Raw genomic sequence first — 16861 nt, forward strand, 5'->3', positions numbered from 1 at the left:
GGGGGAACATTGACGATGAGCCTGAACGTTTTCTGGTTTTTACCCACCCATGGCGACGGCCACTATCTTGGCAGCGCGCAGGGCGCTCGCAGCGTCGATCACGGTTACTTGCAGCAGATCGCCCAGGCGGCGGATCGGCTGGGATTCGGCGGTGTGCTGATCCCCACCGGTCGCTCTTGCGAAGACTCTTGGCTGGTGGCCGCCTCGCTGATCCCGGTCACCCAGCGGCTGAAATTTTTGGTTGCGTTGCGGCCGGGCATCATCTCCCCTACGCTGGCGGCGCGTCAGGCGGCGACGCTGGATCGCCTGTCCAACGGGCGCGCGCTGTTCAATCTGGTCACCGGCGGCGATCCGGAAGAGCTGGCGGCGGAGGGGTTGCATCTCAGTCATGAAGAGCGTTACGAGGCCTCGACCGAGTTCACTCATATCTGGCGCCGGGTACTGGAAGGCGAAACCGTCGATTTCGACGGCAAGCATATTCAGGTGAAAGGGGCCAAGCTGCTGTTCCCACCGGTGCAGCAACCGCGTCCGCCGCTCTATTTCGGCGGATCCTCCGCCGCCGCGCAGGATCTGGCCGCCGAACAGGTAGAAATGTACCTCACTTGGGGAGAGCCGCCGGCGCAGGTCAAAGAGAAGATCGAGGAAGTACGCGCCAAAGCGGCGGCGAAGGGCCGACAGGTGCGTTTCGGCATCCGTCTGCATGTCATCGTGCGGGAAACCACCGAAGAGGCCTGGCGCGCCGCCGATCGGCTGATCGCCCACCTCGATGAGGAAACCATCGCCAACGCGCAGCAGGCCTTTGCGCGCTTCGACTCCGTCGGCCAACGGCGCATGGCGGCGCTGCACGGCGGCAAGAAGGACAACCTGGAGATCAGCCCGAACCTGTGGGCCGGCATCGGCCTGGTGCGCGGCGGCGCCGGCACCGCGCTGGTGGGCGATGGCCCGACGGTCGCCGCACGCATGCAGGAATACGCCGATCTGGGCATCGACACCTTTATTCTCTCCGGCTATCCGCATCTGGAAGAGGCCTACCGCGTCGGAGAACTGCTGTTCCCTCACCTCGATCTGGCGCAGGAAGAAACGCCTGCGCGCCTTCAGCCGGTGCGCCCGCAGGGCGAAGTGGTGGCCAACATTTATGTTCCGCAAAAAGTGTCGCAGAGCTGAGGAGCACCCCGATGGCAAATAACGTACAACGCATCCTGTATCGGCTGGCTCCCTGGGCGCTGCCGTTGGCGCTGGTGATCCTCTGGCAAATCGCCGTCGAAACTGGCTGGCTGTCCAACCGCATTTTGCCGGCGCCGAGCGCGGTGCTCGCCGCCTTCTGGCGCCTGAGCCAAAGCGGCGAGCTGTGGCAGCACCTGAGCATCAGTAGCCAGCGCGCGTTGATCGGCTTTGCCATCGGCGGCAGCATCGGACTGATCCTCGGTTTTATTACCGGGTTGTCGCACTGGGGCGAACGTCTGTTGGACAGCTCGGTGCAAATGATCCGCAACGTGCCGCACCTGGCGCTGATCCCGCTGGTGATCCTGTGGTTCGGCATCGATGAGTCCGCCAAGATCTTTTTGGTGGCGCTCGGTACGCTGTTCCCGATTTATCTCAATACCTATCACGGCATCAAAAACATCGATCGCGGCCTGCTGGAGATGGCCCGCAGCTACGGTCTGAGCGGTTTCCGCCTGTTTACACAGGTGGTGCTGCCAGGCGCGCTGCCGTCGATTATGGTCGGCGTGCGTTTCGCTCTCGGCTTCATGTGGCTGACGCTGATCGTCGCCGAAACCATCTCGGCCAATTCGGGCATCGGCTACCTGGCGATGAACGCGCGTGAATTTCTGCAAACCGACGTGGTGGTAGTGGCGATCGTGCTGTACGCCCTGCTCGGCAAGCTGGCGGACGTGGGCGCGCAGCTGCTAGAGCGCGTCTGGTTACGCTGGCATCCGGCCTATCAACTGAAACAGGGAGAAGCGCTATGACCCTTCCCGCTCGCCTTGCACAAGGCACGCCGGTGACGCTGGAGTCCATCGGCAAACGTTACGGCAACCGCACGGTGCTGGACAATATTCAGCTGCGCATTTCCGCCGGGCAGTTCGTGGCGGTGGTCGGCCGCAGCGGCTGCGGCAAGAGCACCCTGCTGCGCCTGTTAGCCGGCCTGGAACAGGCCAGCAGCGGCGCGCTGCTCAGCGGCAACGCGCCGCTTGCCGCCGCCAAAGAGGATACCCGGTTGATGTTTCAGGATGCGCGCCTGCTGCCGTGGAAAACGGTGATCGACAACGTGGGCCTGGGGCTGCGCGGCCACTGGCACGACGCGGCGCTGCAGGCACTGGACGCGGTCGGTTTGGCGGATCGCGCCCGCGACTGGCCGGCGGCGCTGTCCGGTGGACAAAAGCAGCGGGTCGCCCTGGCGCGCGCGCTGATCCACCGCCCCCGCCTGCTGCTGCTGGACGAACCGCTCGGGGCGCTGGATGCCCTGACGCGCATCGAGATGCAAGGGCTGATAGAGACACTGTGGCAGCAGCACGGTTTTACCGTACTGCTGGTGACGCACGACGTCAGCGAAGCCATCACGCTGGCGGATCGGGTGATCCTGATTGAAGAGGGCCACATCGGACTGGATCTGAGCATCGATCTGCCGCGGCCACGCCGCAAAGGTTCGGCCAGGCTGGCGGAACTGGAAGCTGAAGTGCTGGAGCGGGTATTATCGCCGCCGGTCACCGCGGCCAGCTCACGCCAGGCGGCGAATTGAACGAAAAAAGGGACGGCGCAGGCCGTCCCTTATCTATATCAGCGTGAAAAGATCAGGCGTCGAGCGCCTTACTGATCTTCTCGTACAGATCGCCGGACAGGTTTTCCAACCCTTTCAACTGTTCCAGCGCCTTGCGCATCAGCGCCTGACGGCCCGCGTCGTAACGCTTCAGGCGAATCAGCGGTTCAATCAGGCGCGCGGCGATCTGCGGGTTGCGCTGGTTGAGATCGCTGAGGATCTCCGCCAGGAACTGATAGCCGCTGCCGTCCGCGGCATGGAACGCCGCCGGGTTGCCGGAAGCGAAGCCGCCAATCAACGAGCGGGTGCGGTTCGGGTTGCTCAGGCTGAACGAGCGGTGTTGCAGCAGCGCGCGCACCTTGCTCAACACGTCTGCCGATGGGCTGCTGCCCTGCAGCACGAACCATTTGTCCATCACCAGGCCATCCTGATGCCAGCGCTCGTCGAACGCCGCCAGCAGCGCATCGCGGCACGGCAGCTGGGCCGCGACCGCAGCAGACAGCGCCGCCAGCGAGTCGGTCATGTTGTCCGCCTGGCGATACTGTTCGCTCACCAGCTGGTCCGCCAGCACCACATCTTCGCCGAACGCCAGATAGCCCAGGCACACATTACGCAAGGCGCGCTTGGCGATCTCGCCATGCTCCACGCGGTAGCCGTCGGTCTTGTTGGCGTGATACACCGCCAGCCACTCATCGGCCAACTCCCGCGCCAGGCAGCGTACGATCGCTTCGTGCACCGCGGCGATCGCTTCTGGATCGATAGTGGCGAACAGCTCGGCGATTTCGTTCTCCGACGGCAAGGTCAGGATCTGCGCCGCCAGCGCCGGATCCAGTTTTTCGTCCAGCAGCACCGCGCGGAACGCATCGGCCACGTGCAGCGGCAGCGACAACGGCTGCTTCTGCTGGTGCCGCGCCACGTTCAGTTTGATGTAGGTCGCCAGCAGGCTCTGCGCCGCATCCCAACGCGCAAACTCATTGCGCGCGTGCTGCATCAGGAAGGTCAGTTGCTGATCGCTGTACGGATAATCCAGTTTCACCGGCGCAGAGAATTCACGCAGCAGCGACGGCACCGGCTTGTGCGCCACGCCGTCGAACACGAAGGTCTGCTCCGCTTCGGTGACGTTCAGCACGTTGTTGACCGGCAGGCCGCCCTTCTGCAGCGCGATGACGTTGCCTTCGCTGTCGTACAGCTCGATATCCAGCGGGATATGCAGCGGCAACTTCTCAGGCTGTTCGGCGGTCGGCGCGGTTTTCTGGCTGACATGCAGGCGATATTGCTGAGTTTCCGCATCGTACTCGTCGCGCACCGTCAACAGCGGCGTGCCGGACTGACTATACCAACGGCGGAAGCGCGACAGATCCACGTTGGACGCGTCCTCCATCGCCTGTACGAAGTCATCGCAGGTGGCGGCGCTGCCGTCGTGGCGTTCGAAATAGAGCTGCATTCCTTTCTGGAAGTTCGCTTCCCCCAGCAGGGTGTGCATCATGCGGATCACTTCAGAACCTTTTTCATACACCGTCAGGGTGTAGAAGTTGTTCATCTCGATCACTTTGTCCGGGCGGATGGCGTGCGCCATCGGGCTGGCGTCTTCGGCGAACTGCGCGCCGCGCATTACGCGCACGTTATCGATGCGGTTGACCGAGCGCGATCCCAGATCGGAACTGAACTCCTGATCGCGGAACACCGTCAGCCCCTCTTTCAGGCTGAGCTGGAACCAGTCTCGGCAGGTCACACGGTTACCGGTCCAGTTGTGGAAGTATTCGTGGCCAATCACCGCTTCGATGTTCAGGTAATCCTTGTCGGTGGCGGTTTCCGCCTTCGCCAGCACATATTTGGAGTTAAAGATATTTAACCCTTTGTTCTCCATCGCGCCCATATTGAAGAAATCGACCGCCACGATCATATAAATGTCGAGATCGTATTCCAGACCGAAGCGGGTCTCGTCCCACTTCATCGAGTTCTTCAGCGACGTCATCGCCCAGTCGGCGCGATCCAGATTGCCGCGATCGACGAACAGCTCCAGTGCGACCTTACGGCCTGAACGGGTGGTGAAGCTGTCGCGCAGCACGTCGAAGTCCCCCGCCACCAGCGCGAACAGGTAGCAAGGTTTCGGGAACGGATCCTGCCATTGCACCCAGTGGCGGCCATCGGCCAATTCACCCTGGCCAATGCGGTTGCCGTTTGACAGCAGGAACGGATAGCGCGCCTTGTCGGCCACGATGCGAGTGGTAAAGCGCGCCAGCACGTCCGGGCGATCCTGGTAATAGGTAATGTGGTGGAAGCCTTCGGCTTCGCATTGCGTGCACAGCGCATCGCCGGACAGGTACAGCCCTTCCAGCGCGGTGTTTTTCGCCGGGTGAATGTCGTTGACGATGGTAAGAGTGAATTGTGCCGGCAACTCATCGATGATCAGCTGGTTATCCTGCTGACGGTAGGCACTCCACGGTTGGCCGTCGACCTGAATGCTCACCAGCGTCAGATCTTCACCATCCAGCACCAGCGGTGCACCGGCCGTGCCCTGACGTTTGATTTTACTGACGGCGGTCACGCGCGTGGTTTCCGCGTCCAGACTGAAGTCCAAATCGATATCGGTCGTGGTGTAATCGGGCGCGCGATAGTCGTGGCGGTATTTTGCCTGTGGCTGTTGTGTCATAAAAACCCTTAAACATCTCAGTGAGTTATAGGTGCCAGGCCGCTCTTCCCCTTCGTACTGCAGCCGGTGTGTTTCCCGGCAGCGCGCGGCGGGCCTGAATTGTGAATAAACTGTATCACAGCTGGCCGAAAAGCCCAGAGCCGCCGGGCGACCACGATAGAGAAATCAGAGGCAAATCATAAATCGTCCGTCTGGCGGCAGCGCGGGTGACCAATGGCTAAATAAAAATCAGCATTTAATGCTAAAAAACCACCATCGGGGGGCGCCGGCATAGTTGAGGCGGCTCAGGCGGCATGGTGGTATAATTGCGGCATCAGGCCCAGGGATGACTCGCACTATGAAAATCAAATACGCAATCTATTTTTTTACCCTGTGCCTGATGACCTCCTTCTCTCTGTTCATCGTCGATGAGCTGCTTGAAGCCCATACCGATTACCGCGACAACCAACTCAACCTGTACAAAATTGATCGCGCCAAAGAAATCTCCGAAGCCTTCCAGGCGGCGCTGCAGGCTCACCGTCTCAAACGATTGAGCCTGATCGATCCTCAGATCACCCGCGCGCAATGTTTGGCCGCCGATCGGGTGGCGCGCGAGAGAATCACCCGGATCCGCGAACATCTGGACGATGAGGTCGCCAGACAGCTCGGGGTTCGGCAAAAAATTGCCGCGCTGTCGATGATCGGCCTGATGGAACAGTTGCTGGATAATGACAACCTGCAGCTTTCGCAGATCAATAACACCAACGCTAATCTGTTCAACATCAACAGCGCCTATTACATCTCGCAAACCAGCAAGAGCTATTACCGTTATACCTACGATACCCGGATGGTGGATACCGACTCCTTTATGTTTCTCGAGGCCATCCGTCTCAATAACCGGCTGAATATGTCACTGACGGAATTGAGCGATCAGATTATCGACGTCAATGTAAGCCCGCTGGTTCGCAAAGACGCCTATCTGAAGTCCATTCAACTGACCGGCGTGCTGAACGCCCTGAGCACCCGATTGATCTTCATGAAGATCAACTACGACGATGGACAAATCACCGACATCGTCAATGCGTTACTCGCCCAGGTGTCCGCTGAACGCCTTCAACAGATTACCGATGGGCTGTACACCGCTATCGATACCCACAAGCCCTATCCCACAGCGCTTATCTCGCGCTATGTCGACGATGTGAGCGGGCTTTCGCAGGCGCTGTATCAGCGCAGCTTCGAATTGGAAACCCTCGCCTCGCGCCACAAGATTTACGACAGCCAGACGACCATTTACGGCATGATCGCACTTGCCGGCCTGGTGGTATTGCTGTTCATTTTGCCGGCGCTGGTGTTCTGCACCAGCATCAACCGTTGGCTGACCAAGACCCACAACAATATCGTACGGCTGTCGCGCGGTGAGATGAATATCGATCGCAACGACGCCTTCTACAGCCAGGAACTGATCGCCATCAGCGACGCCATTCAGCAGCTCAGGCAATACCAGTTGGACAAGGTCTCGCTGGAGAGCGAGAAACAACTGCTGATTAAAGAGCTCGAGGCCTCTTCCTTCCTCGATCCGCTCACCAATATCTACAACCGTCGTAAATTCTTCCTTGAATCTCAGCTGCTGGGCGACGGCAGCTACCCGCAGGCCTTTTGCCTGATCGATATCGACAACTTCAAACAGCTCAACGACAGCTACGGCCACGACGTGGGCGACCGGGCGCTGGTGGCATTCGGACACCTGCTGCAACGCGCGTTCCGTGCCAGCGACATTTTCTGCCGCTACGGCGGCGAAGAGTTTGCGGTGCTGCTGGGTAACTGTTCGTTGGACAACGCGCGGGACATCATGGAGCAATTGCGCGCCCGCACTCATCGCCTGACGCTACACCTGGCCGACGGACGGCAAGTGCATTTCACCACCAGCTGCGGCATCGCGCCGGTCAACGCGTTCACCGCACTGCAGGCGGCGATCAAACAGGCGGACGAAGCGCTCTATTTTTGCAAAAAGAGCGGCAAGGATCGGGTCAGCGTGCATACCGAAGCCGGCTTTATCTGATTCGCTGTTTAAAATAATTAACATTATAATTTTTATGACTAATTAGGGTAAGTCATTCACCTTACAGGCATATCTGGCTTTTTTTTCTCCCCATCGCCGCCAGGCCGTCATAAAGGCACGTTTAATCCTCGACCCGCTTTGGTGATTTATGGTGTGATGCAGCTTCAATAACAGGATAATCCGGGTATACTCCACCCCCACTTTTATGATTATCCGGATTTGGACACGCGCCTGACGAGGATGCTGTAACGCGCTATGACTCAATACGCTTCCCCGATTTTGACATCACTGCTTGATACCGATGCTTATAAGCTTCATATGCAGCAAGCAGTGTTCCATCGCTATCCCGCGATCAGCGTGGCGGCGGAATTCCGCTGCCGCGGCGACGAACTGTTGGGCGAATATGCCGACGAGATCCGCGCGCAGGTGGCGCTGATGAGCCGACTGGCGCTGACCGACGCCGAATTCGCTTATCTTTCGGGTCTGCCCTTCTTCCGTCAGGATTACCTGAACTGGCTGCGCACGTTCCGCTACGATCCGCAGCAGGTCACCATCGACAACCGCGACGGAAAACTGCACATCCGCATCGCCGGCCCCTGGCGTGAAGTGATCATGTGGGAAGTGCCGTTGCTGGCGGTGATCAGTGAAGTGGTGCACCGCCGGCGCTCGCCGCTGGCGACGCCGGAACAGGCGGTGGCGCATCTGCAAACCAAGCTGGCGCAGTTCAAGGCGCTGGCGGGCGATCTCGACCTTTCGCGCTTCAAGCTGATGGACTTCGGTACCCGTCGCCGTTTCTCTCAGGGCGTGCAGCAGGCCATCGTCAGCACCTTGCAGGCCGAATTCCCGTACCTGTCGGGCACCAGCAATTACGATCTGGCTCATCAGCTCGGCCTGGCGCCGGTCGGCACGCAGGCGCATGAATGGTTCCAGGCGCATCAGCAGATAAGCCCGGTGCTGGCCAACAGCCAGCGCGCCGCATTGCAGGCCTGGCTGGATGAATACCCGGATCAGCTCGGCATCGCGCTCACCGACTGCATTACCATGGATGCCTTCCTGCGCGACTTCGGCCCGCAGTTCGCCGAGCGTTATCAGGGTCTGCGCCACGATTCGGGCGATCCCGTCGAGTGGGGTGAAAAAGCCATTGCCCACTACGAAAAACTGGGCATCGATCCGATGAGCAAAACGCTGGTGTTCTCGGACAACCTGGATCTGGAAAAAGCGCTGGCGCTCTATCGCCACTTCTATCAGCGCATCAATCTCAGCTTCGGTATCGGCACGCGCCTGACCTGCGATATTCCGGGCGTTAAGCCATTGAATATCGTGATCAAGCTGGTCGAATGCAAAGGCAAGCCGGTGGCTAAACTCTCCGACAGCCCCGGCAAGACCATCTGCCAGGACCAGGCTTTCGTCAGGGCCCTGCGCAAAGCCTTCGATCTGCCGCTGGTGAAGAAAGCCAGCTGAACCGCCTCTATATAGAAAGAAAGCCGGCCTGGTTCACGCGCCGGCTTTTTTGTTTTTATCCCGACCGCCCTCTTTTCAGTCAGCCGCAATAAATGTTGCGCCAATCCGATGATTTCTGCTTGTGCTCTGCACCGCGGCAAGTAACATAGCCATTACCCCCATATTCTTGGGTTGTAAGCTATTTCTAAACCAAATTATTAAAGAGAGAAATCTATGAGCGTAGTGCCTGTAGTCGACGTACTGCAAGGTCGTGCTGCGGTTGACAGTGAAGTCACCGTACGCGGCTGGGTACGTACCCGGAGAGATTCAAAAGCTGGTATCTCCTTCCTGGCCGTCTATGACGGTTCCTGCTTTGATCCGTTACAGGCCGTCGTTAATAATTCTCTGCCGAATTATCAGGATGAAGTGCTGCATCTGACTACCGGTTGTTCGGTTGAAGTCACCGGCAAAGTCGTCGCTTCACCGGGCGAAGGCCAGAGCTTCGAACTGCAGGCTACCGCGATCAAAGTGGTCGGCTGGGTCGACGATCCGGACACTTACCCGATGGCGGCCAAACGTCACAGCATCGAATACCTGCGCGAAGTGGCTCACCTGCGCCCGCGTACCAACCTGATCGGCGCCGTGGCGCGCGTGCGTCATACGCTGGCGCAGGCGATTCACCGCTTCTTCCATGAAAAAGGCTATTTCTGGGTGTCCACCCCGCTGATCACCGCCTCCGATACCGAAGGCGCCGGCGAGATGTTCCGCGTGTCCACGCTGGACCTGGAAAACCTGCCGCGCACCGACAAGGGCGCCGTCGACTTCAGCGAAGACTTCTTCGGTAAGGAAGCCTTCCTTACCGTTTCCGGCCAGCTGAACGGCGAAACCTACGCTTGCGCGCTGTCGAAGGTTTACACCTTCGGCCCAACCTTCCGCGCCGAAAACTCCAACACCAGCCGCCACCTGGCGGAATTCTGGATGATCGAGCCGGAAGTGGCCTTCGCGACGCTGGACGACGTTGCCGGCCTGGCCGAAAGCATGCTGAAGTATGTGTTCCAGGCGGTGCTGGATGAACGCGCCGACGATCTGAAATTCTTCGCCGAGCGCGTGGATAAAGACGCTATCGCTCGTCTGGAGCGTTTCGTTTCTTCCGATTTCGCCCAGGTGGACTACACCGACGCCATTGAGATCCTGCTGGCCTCGGGCCAAACCTTCGAAAACCCGGTTTCCTGGGGTATCGATCTCTCTTCCGAACATGAACGTTACCTGGCTGAGAAACACTTCCAAGCGCCGGTGGTGGTGAAAAACTACCCGAAAGACATCAAAGCGTTCTATATGCGCATGAACGAAGACGGCAAAACCGTTGCGGCCATGGACGTGCTGGCACCGGGCATCGGCGAAATCATCGGCGGCTCGCAGCGTGAAGAACGCCTCGACGTGCTCGATCAGCGTCTGGAAGAGATGGGTCTGAATAAAGAAGACTACTGGTGGTATCGCGATCTGCGCCGCTACGGCACCGTGCCGCATTCCGGTTTCGGCCTGGGCTTTGAACGTTTAATCGCCTATGTCACCGGCGTGCAAAACGTGCGCGATGTGATTCCATTCCCACGCACGCCACGTAACGCAAGCTTCTAATTTATACGATCACTCGTTTTTTAAACGATTTCGTTACAAAACAAAGGCCAGCCTCGCTGGCCTTTCGCATTTTTTAATATTGACGCACGTCACAAAGTTCCCGAAAAATTACATTTGGTTACACATACTTTCCTTTTGCAACCTGATTGGGACATTGGTATCATTTTCGTCCTAGATTAACCCGCCTGTGAATGGAACACTGCGTTCAGACACAGGACGACACCAATCTATCAACAATAGTTCCCAAAGAATTATTGGCGGCAGTGGCAAAGGTGTCCGAATAACACCAATGAGGGTAATAATGATGAAGCGCAACATTCTTGCAGTGGTTATCCCGGCTCTGTTGGCTGCTGGTGCAGCAAACGCAGCTGAAATCTACAACAAAGACGGCAACAAGCTGGATCTGTACGGCAAAGTTGACGGTCTGCACTACTTCTCCGACGACAAAGGTAACGACGGCGATCAGACCTATGTTCGTTTCGGCTTCAAAGGTGAAACTCAGATTACTGACCAACTGACCGGTTACGGCCAGTGGGAATACAACGTCCAGGCTAACCACTCCGAATCTCAGGGCACCGAAGGCACCAAAACCCGTCTGGGCTTCGCCGGTCTGAAATTCGCTGACTACGGCTCCTTCGACTACGGCCGTAACTACGGCGTACTGTACGACGTGGAAGGCTGGACCGATATGCTGCCAGAGTTCGGTGGCGACACCTACACCTACACCGACAACTTCATGACCGGCCGTACCAACGGCGTTGCGACCTATCGTAACAACAACTTCTTCGGTCTGGTTGACGGTCTGAACTTCGCTCTGCAATACCAGGGCAAAAACCAGAACGACGGTCGTAACGTCAAGAAACAAAACGGCGACGGCTGGGGTATCTCCTCTACTTATGACATCGGCGAAGGCGTAAGCTTCGGCGCTGCATACGCGTCCTCCAACCGTACCGACGATCAGAAACTGCGTTCCAACGAGCGTGGCGACAAGGCTGATGCATGGACCGTGGGTGCGAAATACGACGCCAACAACGTTTACCTGGCGGCGATGTACGCAGAAACCCGTAACATGACCCCGTTCGGCGGCGGTAACTTCGGTCCAGGCTGTGCAGCTACCGATGACAAGTGCGGTGGCTTCGCGAGCAAAACTCAGAACTTCGAAGTGACTGCTCAGTACCAGTTCGACTTCGGTCTGCGTCCAGAAGTGTCTTACCTGCAGTCTAAAGGTAAAAACCTGAACGTCCCAGGCGTAGGTTCTGACCAAGATCTGGTTAAATATGTTTCTGTTGGTACCACTTACTACTTCAACAAAAACATGTCCACCTACGTTGATTACAAAATCAACCTGCTGGATGACAACGAGTTCACCAAAGCAACCGGCACCGCTACCGACGATATCGTAGCTGTTGGTCTGGTGTACCAGTTCTAAGTTGTCTCGCTTAACGGCGGTTTACCGTCGGCTAAGTTAAAAAACAGGGCTTCGGCCCTGTTTTTATTTGTGTCTTCCGGTAACGTTTTATCCTGCAGATTTCCCCTTCCCCATCATTTTTTCTGTCGAATCCTTCCCGTTCACAAGATCGCGGTGTTTTTATCGCAAACGGTTGGCAAAGCCGATAACTGGCGCTACCCTGATGCTTCTGTCTGCTTAACTCCGAGATTTGGAAGCACCTGACATGTTTGAAAAAATCACCGCCGCACCCGCCGACCCGATCCTGGGCCTGACCGACATTTTCCGCGCCGACGCCCGCCCGAATAAAATCAATTTAGGGATTGGCGTTTATAAAGACGAAACCGGTAAAACCCCGGTGTTAACCAGCGTAAAGAAAGCTGAACAGTATCTGCTGGAAAATGAGACCACCAAAAACTATCTCGGCATTGAAGGCATCCCGGCGTTTGCCAGCTGCACGCAAGTGCTGCTGTTCGGTAAAGAGAGCCCGAGCGTCGCCGATCGTCGCGCGCGCACCGCACAGACGCCAGGTGGCACCGGTGGCCTGCGCGTGGCGGCAGACTTTATCGCCAACCAGACCAGCGCCAAGCGCATCTGGATCAGCAACCCAAGCTGGCCGAACCACAAGAACGTCTTTAGCGCCGTGGGCCTGGAAGTCCTGGAGTACGCCTACTACGACGCCGCCAACCACGCATTGGATTTCGACGGCCTGCTGAACAGCCTGAAACAGGCCCAGGCCGGTGATGTGGTGCTGTTTCACGGCTGCTGCCATAACCCGACCGGTATCGATCCAACGGCGGAACAGTGGGCACAGCTGGCTGAGCTTTCCGTGGCCAATGGCTGGCTGCCTCTGTTCGACTTCGCCTACCAGGGCTTCGCCAAGGGTCTGGAAGAGGATGCGCAGGGCCTGCGTATTTTCGCCGCCAAACATCAAGAGCTGATTGTCGCCAGCTCCTACTCAAAAAACTTCGGTCTGTACAATGAGCGCGTCGGCGCTTGCACCATTGTAGCTGCCGATGCCGAAACCGCCGATCGCGCCTTCAGCCAGGTAAAAGCGGCTATTCGCGCCAACTACTCCAACCCGCCGTCACACGGCGCCGCCGTTGTCGCCACCATTTTGGGTAACGATGCGCTGCGCGCGATGTGGGAGCAGGAGCTGACCGACATGCGCCAGCGCATTCACCGCATGCGTCAGCTGTTCGTGAACACCCTGCAGGAAAAAGGCGCCCAACAGGACTTCAGCTTCATCATCCAGCAGAATGGCATGTTCTCCTTCAGCGGTCTGACCAAAGAACAGGTGCTGCGTCTGCGCGAAGAGTTTGGCGTCTACGCCGTGAACTCAGGCCGGGTGAACGTGGCCGGCATGACGCCGGACAACATGGCACCGCTGTGTGAAGCCATCGTCGCCGTGCTCTAAATGCATCGACACAGGTCATAAATCATAAAAAAAGGGCGCTCTATGCGCCCTTGATTATTTCTGCCGGGAAATAATCGCTACCACACTGCCGGCTCTTCGCGCAGGAACGGGTTGGTCTGGCGCTCGTGGCCAAAGGTCGACATCGGGCCGTGGCCAGGAATAAAGCGCATATCGTCGCCCAATGGCAGCAGCTTGGTGCGAATAGAGGCGATCAGCGCCTGATGGTCACCGCGCGGGAAGTCGCTGCGCCCTACGCCACCGTTAAACAGCACGTCGCCCACCAGCGCCAAACGCGCTTGCTCATTGATAAAGACGATGTGGCCCGGCGTATGCCCGGGGCAGTGCAGCACCTTGAGCGTCATTTCGCCCACCTGCATCTCATCACCTTCTGACAGCCAGCGAGTCGGCGTCAGCGGCGCACACTCTTCCAGCCCGAACATCCGGCTCTGCGCCGGCAAACCATCCAGCCAAAAAGCGTCTTCTTTATCCGGGCCGTAAATCGGCACCTGATAATGGTCCGCCAGCTCCGCCGCCGCACCAACATGATCCAAATGGCCGTGAGTCAGCAAGATCTGAGTGATCATCACCCCCTGCTGCGCGACTTCCGCTTTGATTTTTTCCGCTTCACCGCCGGGATCGACCAACGCCGCTTGCTGCGTGTTTTCACACCAAATCAGGCTGCAGTTCTGGCTAAAAGCGGTAACGGGAATAAGATGGTATTTCATAAGGCTCCAACGACAATAACGCCGCTTCCGCAAAGGGCGGCGTTATTCACTGACGGCACAGCGGTTACCAGGTCCGAACCGGGCCGGTATCGATGTGTACGAAGTTGCTACGTGGGTAATATCCTACACCACCGGCGCGCATTTTTAACGCCGCTTTACGGATATTACTCAATTGGATACCTTCGATGTGGAAATCCATCGCCTGGCCCTTGGTGTGGTAGCTGTGCTTGGCCACGCCGCGGCTGTGTGCGCGCAATTCGTTGTTGGTATCTACGGAACGGTATCCGGAGATCAGCTGCACCGGCTTGCTGGTGCCCAGCAGCCCCTGCAGACGATAAAGGTGATCAAACAAGCGGGGATCGATCGATTTAACCTTGTTGGCGCGATAATCGCGGAACAGATGATTTAACCGCACCAACTCTTCTTTATTGTAACCTTTGCCGTCAAAGAACTCGGCTTTAATAGATTCACCGGTATTCAGGTTATTCAGCACTAAAATACGCGGTCGAGCGGTGGAAAGACTGGCAAACGCCTGCCCTGGAAGCAGCGCTATGCCCATAGCAGCGCCACCTAGCGCCAGCCATTTACGGCGGTGATGATCAATTTTGTCCATGACTCTGTTAAACCCGGCAAGAATGTCAAAATAAATGCACAAAGCAGCGCACTGTCCGAACCATAACCGCCTGCGTATGCTGAGTCAACCCGCGATACGCCTAGGTTTACAGGCCCCCGGCTACGGGGGCCTGCGGTATAGCCAAACATTCTGACCGTTATTTATTTATAATTACTGCATTTACTGCATTAATTTTTTGGCCTGAGCCAAAATTTGTGCGCCCGATCGCACCGTATTATCATAATTGTAAATATCTGTACGGAATTGCGGTTGGCCGTCATCCGAAACCCAGGCGGTAAGATAATACAGTTTTACGGGAATACGCTGGCGAATATTCACATAAGTGGTATTCCCCTCTTTCAGTGTGGAAGACACGCGGCTGTTGTTCCAGCCGGCGTCCTGCAGCAGCATATTCGCCAAATCGGACGCCTTATTCACCCTCACGCAGCCGGAGCTGAGCGCGCGGATATCTTTCTGGAACAGGCTGTGGTTCGGGGTATCGTGCAAATAGATAGCGTCCGAGCTCGGCATATTGAACTTGAAACGCCCCAGCGAGTTGGTCGCCCCCGGCGCCTGACGAACGCGATACGGGAAGTTACGCGCAGAGACCATGCTCCAGTCGATCATCGCCGGGTTGATCACTTCCGCATCGTTGCTCCAGCCTGACAGCACGGTATAGCCGTGTTTCTGGAAATAGTTACCGTCGCGCATCGCCTTCGGCACAATATCCTCACGCACCAGCGTAGTCGGCACGTTCCAAGGCGGGTTGACCACCACGTTGTTCAACGCGCTGCTCATCAGCGGCGTCTTGCGGCTCGGCCGCCCGACGATAACGCGGGAGGACAACACTTCGTTGCCGTTCTGATAGTAGGTCAGCGAGTAATTGGGAATGTTCACCATAATGCCAGTGCCGACATGCCCCGGTAAAATTCGCAGACGTTGGATATTCAACGCCAACAGCGCGGCACGGGTTTTCGGTGACACGTTGAGCCACTCGCGAGTGCGTACGCCGATCACGCCGTCCGCCGTCAGCCCCTGCCATTTCTGGAAGCGCTTGACGCCCTCCGCCAGCTCGTCGGTATAGAGATTGTCGCTCACCACGCTGCCGATCTGCGGCGGCGTCTGTTCCGCGGTCAGCTCCGTCACCGGCGCCGCCGATGGGCTGACCGTCACGCGGCTTTTCTCTTCGTCTACCGTCAGCCCGCCGTCGTCGGGCTCATTGCTCTTCGCCGAGACCACCGCCGGTTCCGCTTCCGCTTCCGGCGCCGAGGTGGCCAGCATACCGGTGCGCGTCAGGATCTCACGCAGCGCCGGGATATCATTGCTCATTTGGCCTGGGCGCAGGCTCGGGCCACTGCCCACCTGGGGCCAAGGGCGATTGTCCGCCAGCAAGTCGCGCAGCGCCTGATGCATCTTGGCGTATTGCGGATGTTGCGGCGCGAGCGAATTCACGTAGCTCAGGGTACGCGCCTGGCGCACCGCCAGCTGCCACTGATTAATCACTGCGGTGGGCGGCAAGCCAAGCTTGTAGGGAATATTGCTGTACAGCCAGTTGTTGCCGTTGGCGCCGATCGCGGACACGAACTGCAAATAGCCCAGCATCGCATCGGACAACACCACATCGCGGCCCACTTCATTGAGCGCCGGATCGGTCAACATCTTCACCCACTGGGTGAACTGCGGCTGCACGCCGGACATCGCCAGCTCGGCCAGCTGCTGCTGAAACTGCTGAACGGCTTCGCGATCCTGCCACATCGGCTGCATATGGTTCGCCGCATACAGCGGCGCCAGCGTGGACAGGTAGTGCAAATCCATGCCGCGCGGCAACGCGGCCAGCAGTTCAGAACGGCTCTGCGCAACGGACATGCCTGCTGATGCCACTGGTAACGCCGCTACGGTGGCCGATGCGGAAAACGACGACACAAGACTACAGGCGATAGCGCCACTCAGCGCCAAACGTCGTAGAGAGTTTCCCTTTTTAAGCAACATCCCTTGCCCCCTGTATGCTCACAAAAAAAACGTCAAAAACTGCATATAGTTTCAGTATACAAACAGAAAGGCCGTTTCGCCCTGCGGGCGTCGAATTACTGTTTATCTGATTAAACTAACCGCTTTTCAACGGATAAAAAAGCAGG

General features: G+C 57.8%; 12 protein-coding genes. 8 read left to right on the top strand and 4 right to left on the bottom strand.

Annotated elements, in window-relative coordinates; all coding sequences use genetic code 11:
- The first annotated feature begins 15 nt into the window (after positions 1-15).
- The 3 genes from ssuD to ssuB are packed head-to-tail and all read left to right on the top strand — an operon-like array spanning position 16 to position 2740.
- Positions 16-1164: an FMNH2-dependent alkanesulfonate monooxygenase gene (ssuD, locus tag ACJ8HA_RS09065; RefSeq protein WP_025302298.1), complete on the top strand. Its 1149-nt coding sequence runs from the start codon at positions 16-18 to the stop codon at positions 1162-1164.
- 11 nt (positions 1165-1175) lie between these two features.
- A complete protein-coding gene (gene ssuC, locus ACJ8HA_RS09070; RefSeq protein ID WP_049204257.1) occupies positions 1176-1970 on the top strand; it encodes an aliphatic sulfonate ABC transporter permease SsuC in 795 nt (264 codons plus the stop codon).
- Positions 1967-2740: an aliphatic sulfonates ABC transporter ATP-binding protein gene (ssuB, locus tag ACJ8HA_RS09075; RefSeq protein WP_025302296.1), complete on the top strand. Its 774-nt coding sequence runs from the start codon at positions 1967-1969 to the stop codon at positions 2738-2740. The genes ssuC and ssuB overlap by 4 nt, the downstream gene beginning before the upstream one ends.
- A gap of 52 nt (positions 2741-2792) precedes the next feature.
- On the opposite strand, the gene pepN is transcribed toward ssuB, so the two are convergent.
- Complete coding sequence (gene pepN, locus ACJ8HA_RS09080) at positions 2793-5411, bottom strand: aminopeptidase N (RefSeq protein WP_049204256.1); 2619 nt, start codon at positions 5409-5411, stop codon at positions 2793-2795.
- Positions 5412-5748: 337 nt separating this feature from the next.
- Here pepN and ACJ8HA_RS09085 point away from each other — a divergent pair, with 337 nt between their 5' ends.
- The 5 genes from ACJ8HA_RS09085 to ACJ8HA_RS09105 all read left to right on the top strand — a co-directional run bounded on the left by ACJ8HA_RS09085 (position 5749) and on the right by ACJ8HA_RS09105 (position 13388).
- The gene (locus ACJ8HA_RS09085; RefSeq protein ID WP_025302294.1) at positions 5749-7449 is read left to right on the top strand and encodes a GGDEF domain-containing protein; all 1701 of its coding nucleotides are present in this window, start codon (positions 5749-5751) and stop codon (positions 7447-7449) included.
- 255 nt (positions 7450-7704) lie between these two features.
- Positions 7705-8910 carry a nicotinate phosphoribosyltransferase gene (pncB, locus tag ACJ8HA_RS09090; RefSeq protein ID WP_025302293.1) on the top strand — a complete coding sequence of 402 codons (1206 nt, stop codon included), beginning with the start codon at positions 7705-7707 and terminating at the stop codon, positions 8908-8910.
- 213 nt (positions 8911-9123) lie between these two features.
- Entirely contained in the window at positions 9124-10524 is a 1401-nt protein-coding gene (asnS, locus tag ACJ8HA_RS09095; RefSeq protein ID WP_142590574.1) for an asparagine--tRNA ligase, read from the top strand.
- Between the two features lie 301 nt (positions 10525-10825).
- The gene (gene ompC / locus ACJ8HA_RS09100) at positions 10826-11953 is read left to right on the top strand and encodes a porin OmpC (RefSeq protein ID WP_025302292.1); all 1128 of its coding nucleotides are present in this window, start codon (positions 10826-10828) and stop codon (positions 11951-11953) included.
- Between the two features lie 244 nt (positions 11954-12197).
- Positions 12198-13388, top strand: coding sequence for an amino acid aminotransferase (locus ACJ8HA_RS09105; protein ID WP_442515302.1), 1191 nt, complete (start codon positions 12198-12200; stop codon positions 13386-13388).
- A gap of 77 nt (positions 13389-13465) precedes the next feature.
- Here ACJ8HA_RS09105 and ACJ8HA_RS09110 read toward each other — a convergent pair whose 3' ends face one another.
- The 3 genes from ACJ8HA_RS09110 to ldtD form a co-directional block, all read right to left on the bottom strand.
- Positions 13466-14113 (bottom strand): MBL fold metallo-hydrolase, encoded by a 648-nt coding sequence (locus tag ACJ8HA_RS09110; protein WP_025302290.1) that lies wholly within the window; start codon positions 14111-14113, stop codon positions 13466-13468.
- 64 nt (positions 14114-14177) lie between these two features.
- Positions 14178-14726, bottom strand: a complete 549-nt coding sequence (locus ACJ8HA_RS09115; protein WP_025302289.1) for a YcbK family protein — start codon at positions 14724-14726, stop codon at positions 14178-14180.
- A gap of 180 nt (positions 14727-14906) precedes the next feature.
- Entirely contained in the window at positions 14907-16715 is a 1809-nt protein-coding gene (gene ldtD, locus ACJ8HA_RS09120) for a L,D-transpeptidase (RefSeq protein ID WP_164067932.1), read from the bottom strand.
- Between the last annotated feature and the right edge of the window lie 146 nt (positions 16716-16861).

It is taken from the genome of Serratia sp. CY33802, assembly GCF_052169095.1.
Lineage (GTDB): Bacteria > Pseudomonadota > Gammaproteobacteria > Enterobacterales > Enterobacteriaceae > Serratia > Serratia bockelmannii.

Bases quoted from the DNA above. Each gene is read 5' to 3' on its own strand.
- pepN (WP_049204256.1), bottom strand. From the start codon at position 5,411: ATGACACAACAGCCACAGGCAAAATACCGCCACGACTATCGCGCGCCC.
- ACJ8HA_RS09110 (WP_025302290.1), bottom strand. From the start codon at position 14,113: ATGAAATACCATCTTATTCCCGTTACCGCTTTTAGCCAGAACTGCAGC.
- ACJ8HA_RS09085 (WP_025302294.1), top strand. From the start codon at position 5,749: ATGAAAATCAAATACGCAATCTATTTTTTTACCCTGTGCCTGATGACC.
- pncB (WP_025302293.1), top strand. From the start codon at position 7,705: ATGACTCAATACGCTTCCCCGATTTTGACATCACTGCTTGATACCGAT.
- ldtD (WP_164067932.1), bottom strand. From the start codon at position 16,715: ATGTTGCTTAAAAAGGGAAACTCTCTACGACGTTTGGCGCTGAGTGGC.
- ACJ8HA_RS09115 (WP_025302289.1), bottom strand. From the start codon at position 14,726: ATGGACAAAATTGATCATCACCGCCGTAAATGGCTGGCGCTAGGTGGC.
- asnS (WP_142590574.1), top strand. From the start codon at position 9,124: ATGAGCGTAGTGCCTGTAGTCGACGTACTGCAAGGTCGTGCTGCGGTT.
- ssuC (WP_049204257.1), top strand. From the start codon at position 1,176: ATGGCAAATAACGTACAACGCATCCTGTATCGGCTGGCTCCCTGGGCG.
- ssuB (WP_025302296.1), top strand. From the start codon at position 1,967: ATGACCCTTCCCGCTCGCCTTGCACAAGGCACGCCGGTGACGCTGGAG.
- ssuD (WP_025302298.1), top strand. From the start codon at position 16: ATGAGCCTGAACGTTTTCTGGTTTTTACCCACCCATGGCGACGGCCAC.
- ACJ8HA_RS09105 (WP_442515302.1), top strand. From the start codon at position 12,198: ATGTTTGAAAAAATCACCGCCGCACCCGCCGACCCGATCCTGGGCCTG.
- ompC (WP_025302292.1), top strand. From the start codon at position 10,826: ATGATGAAGCGCAACATTCTTGCAGTGGTTATCCCGGCTCTGTTGGCT.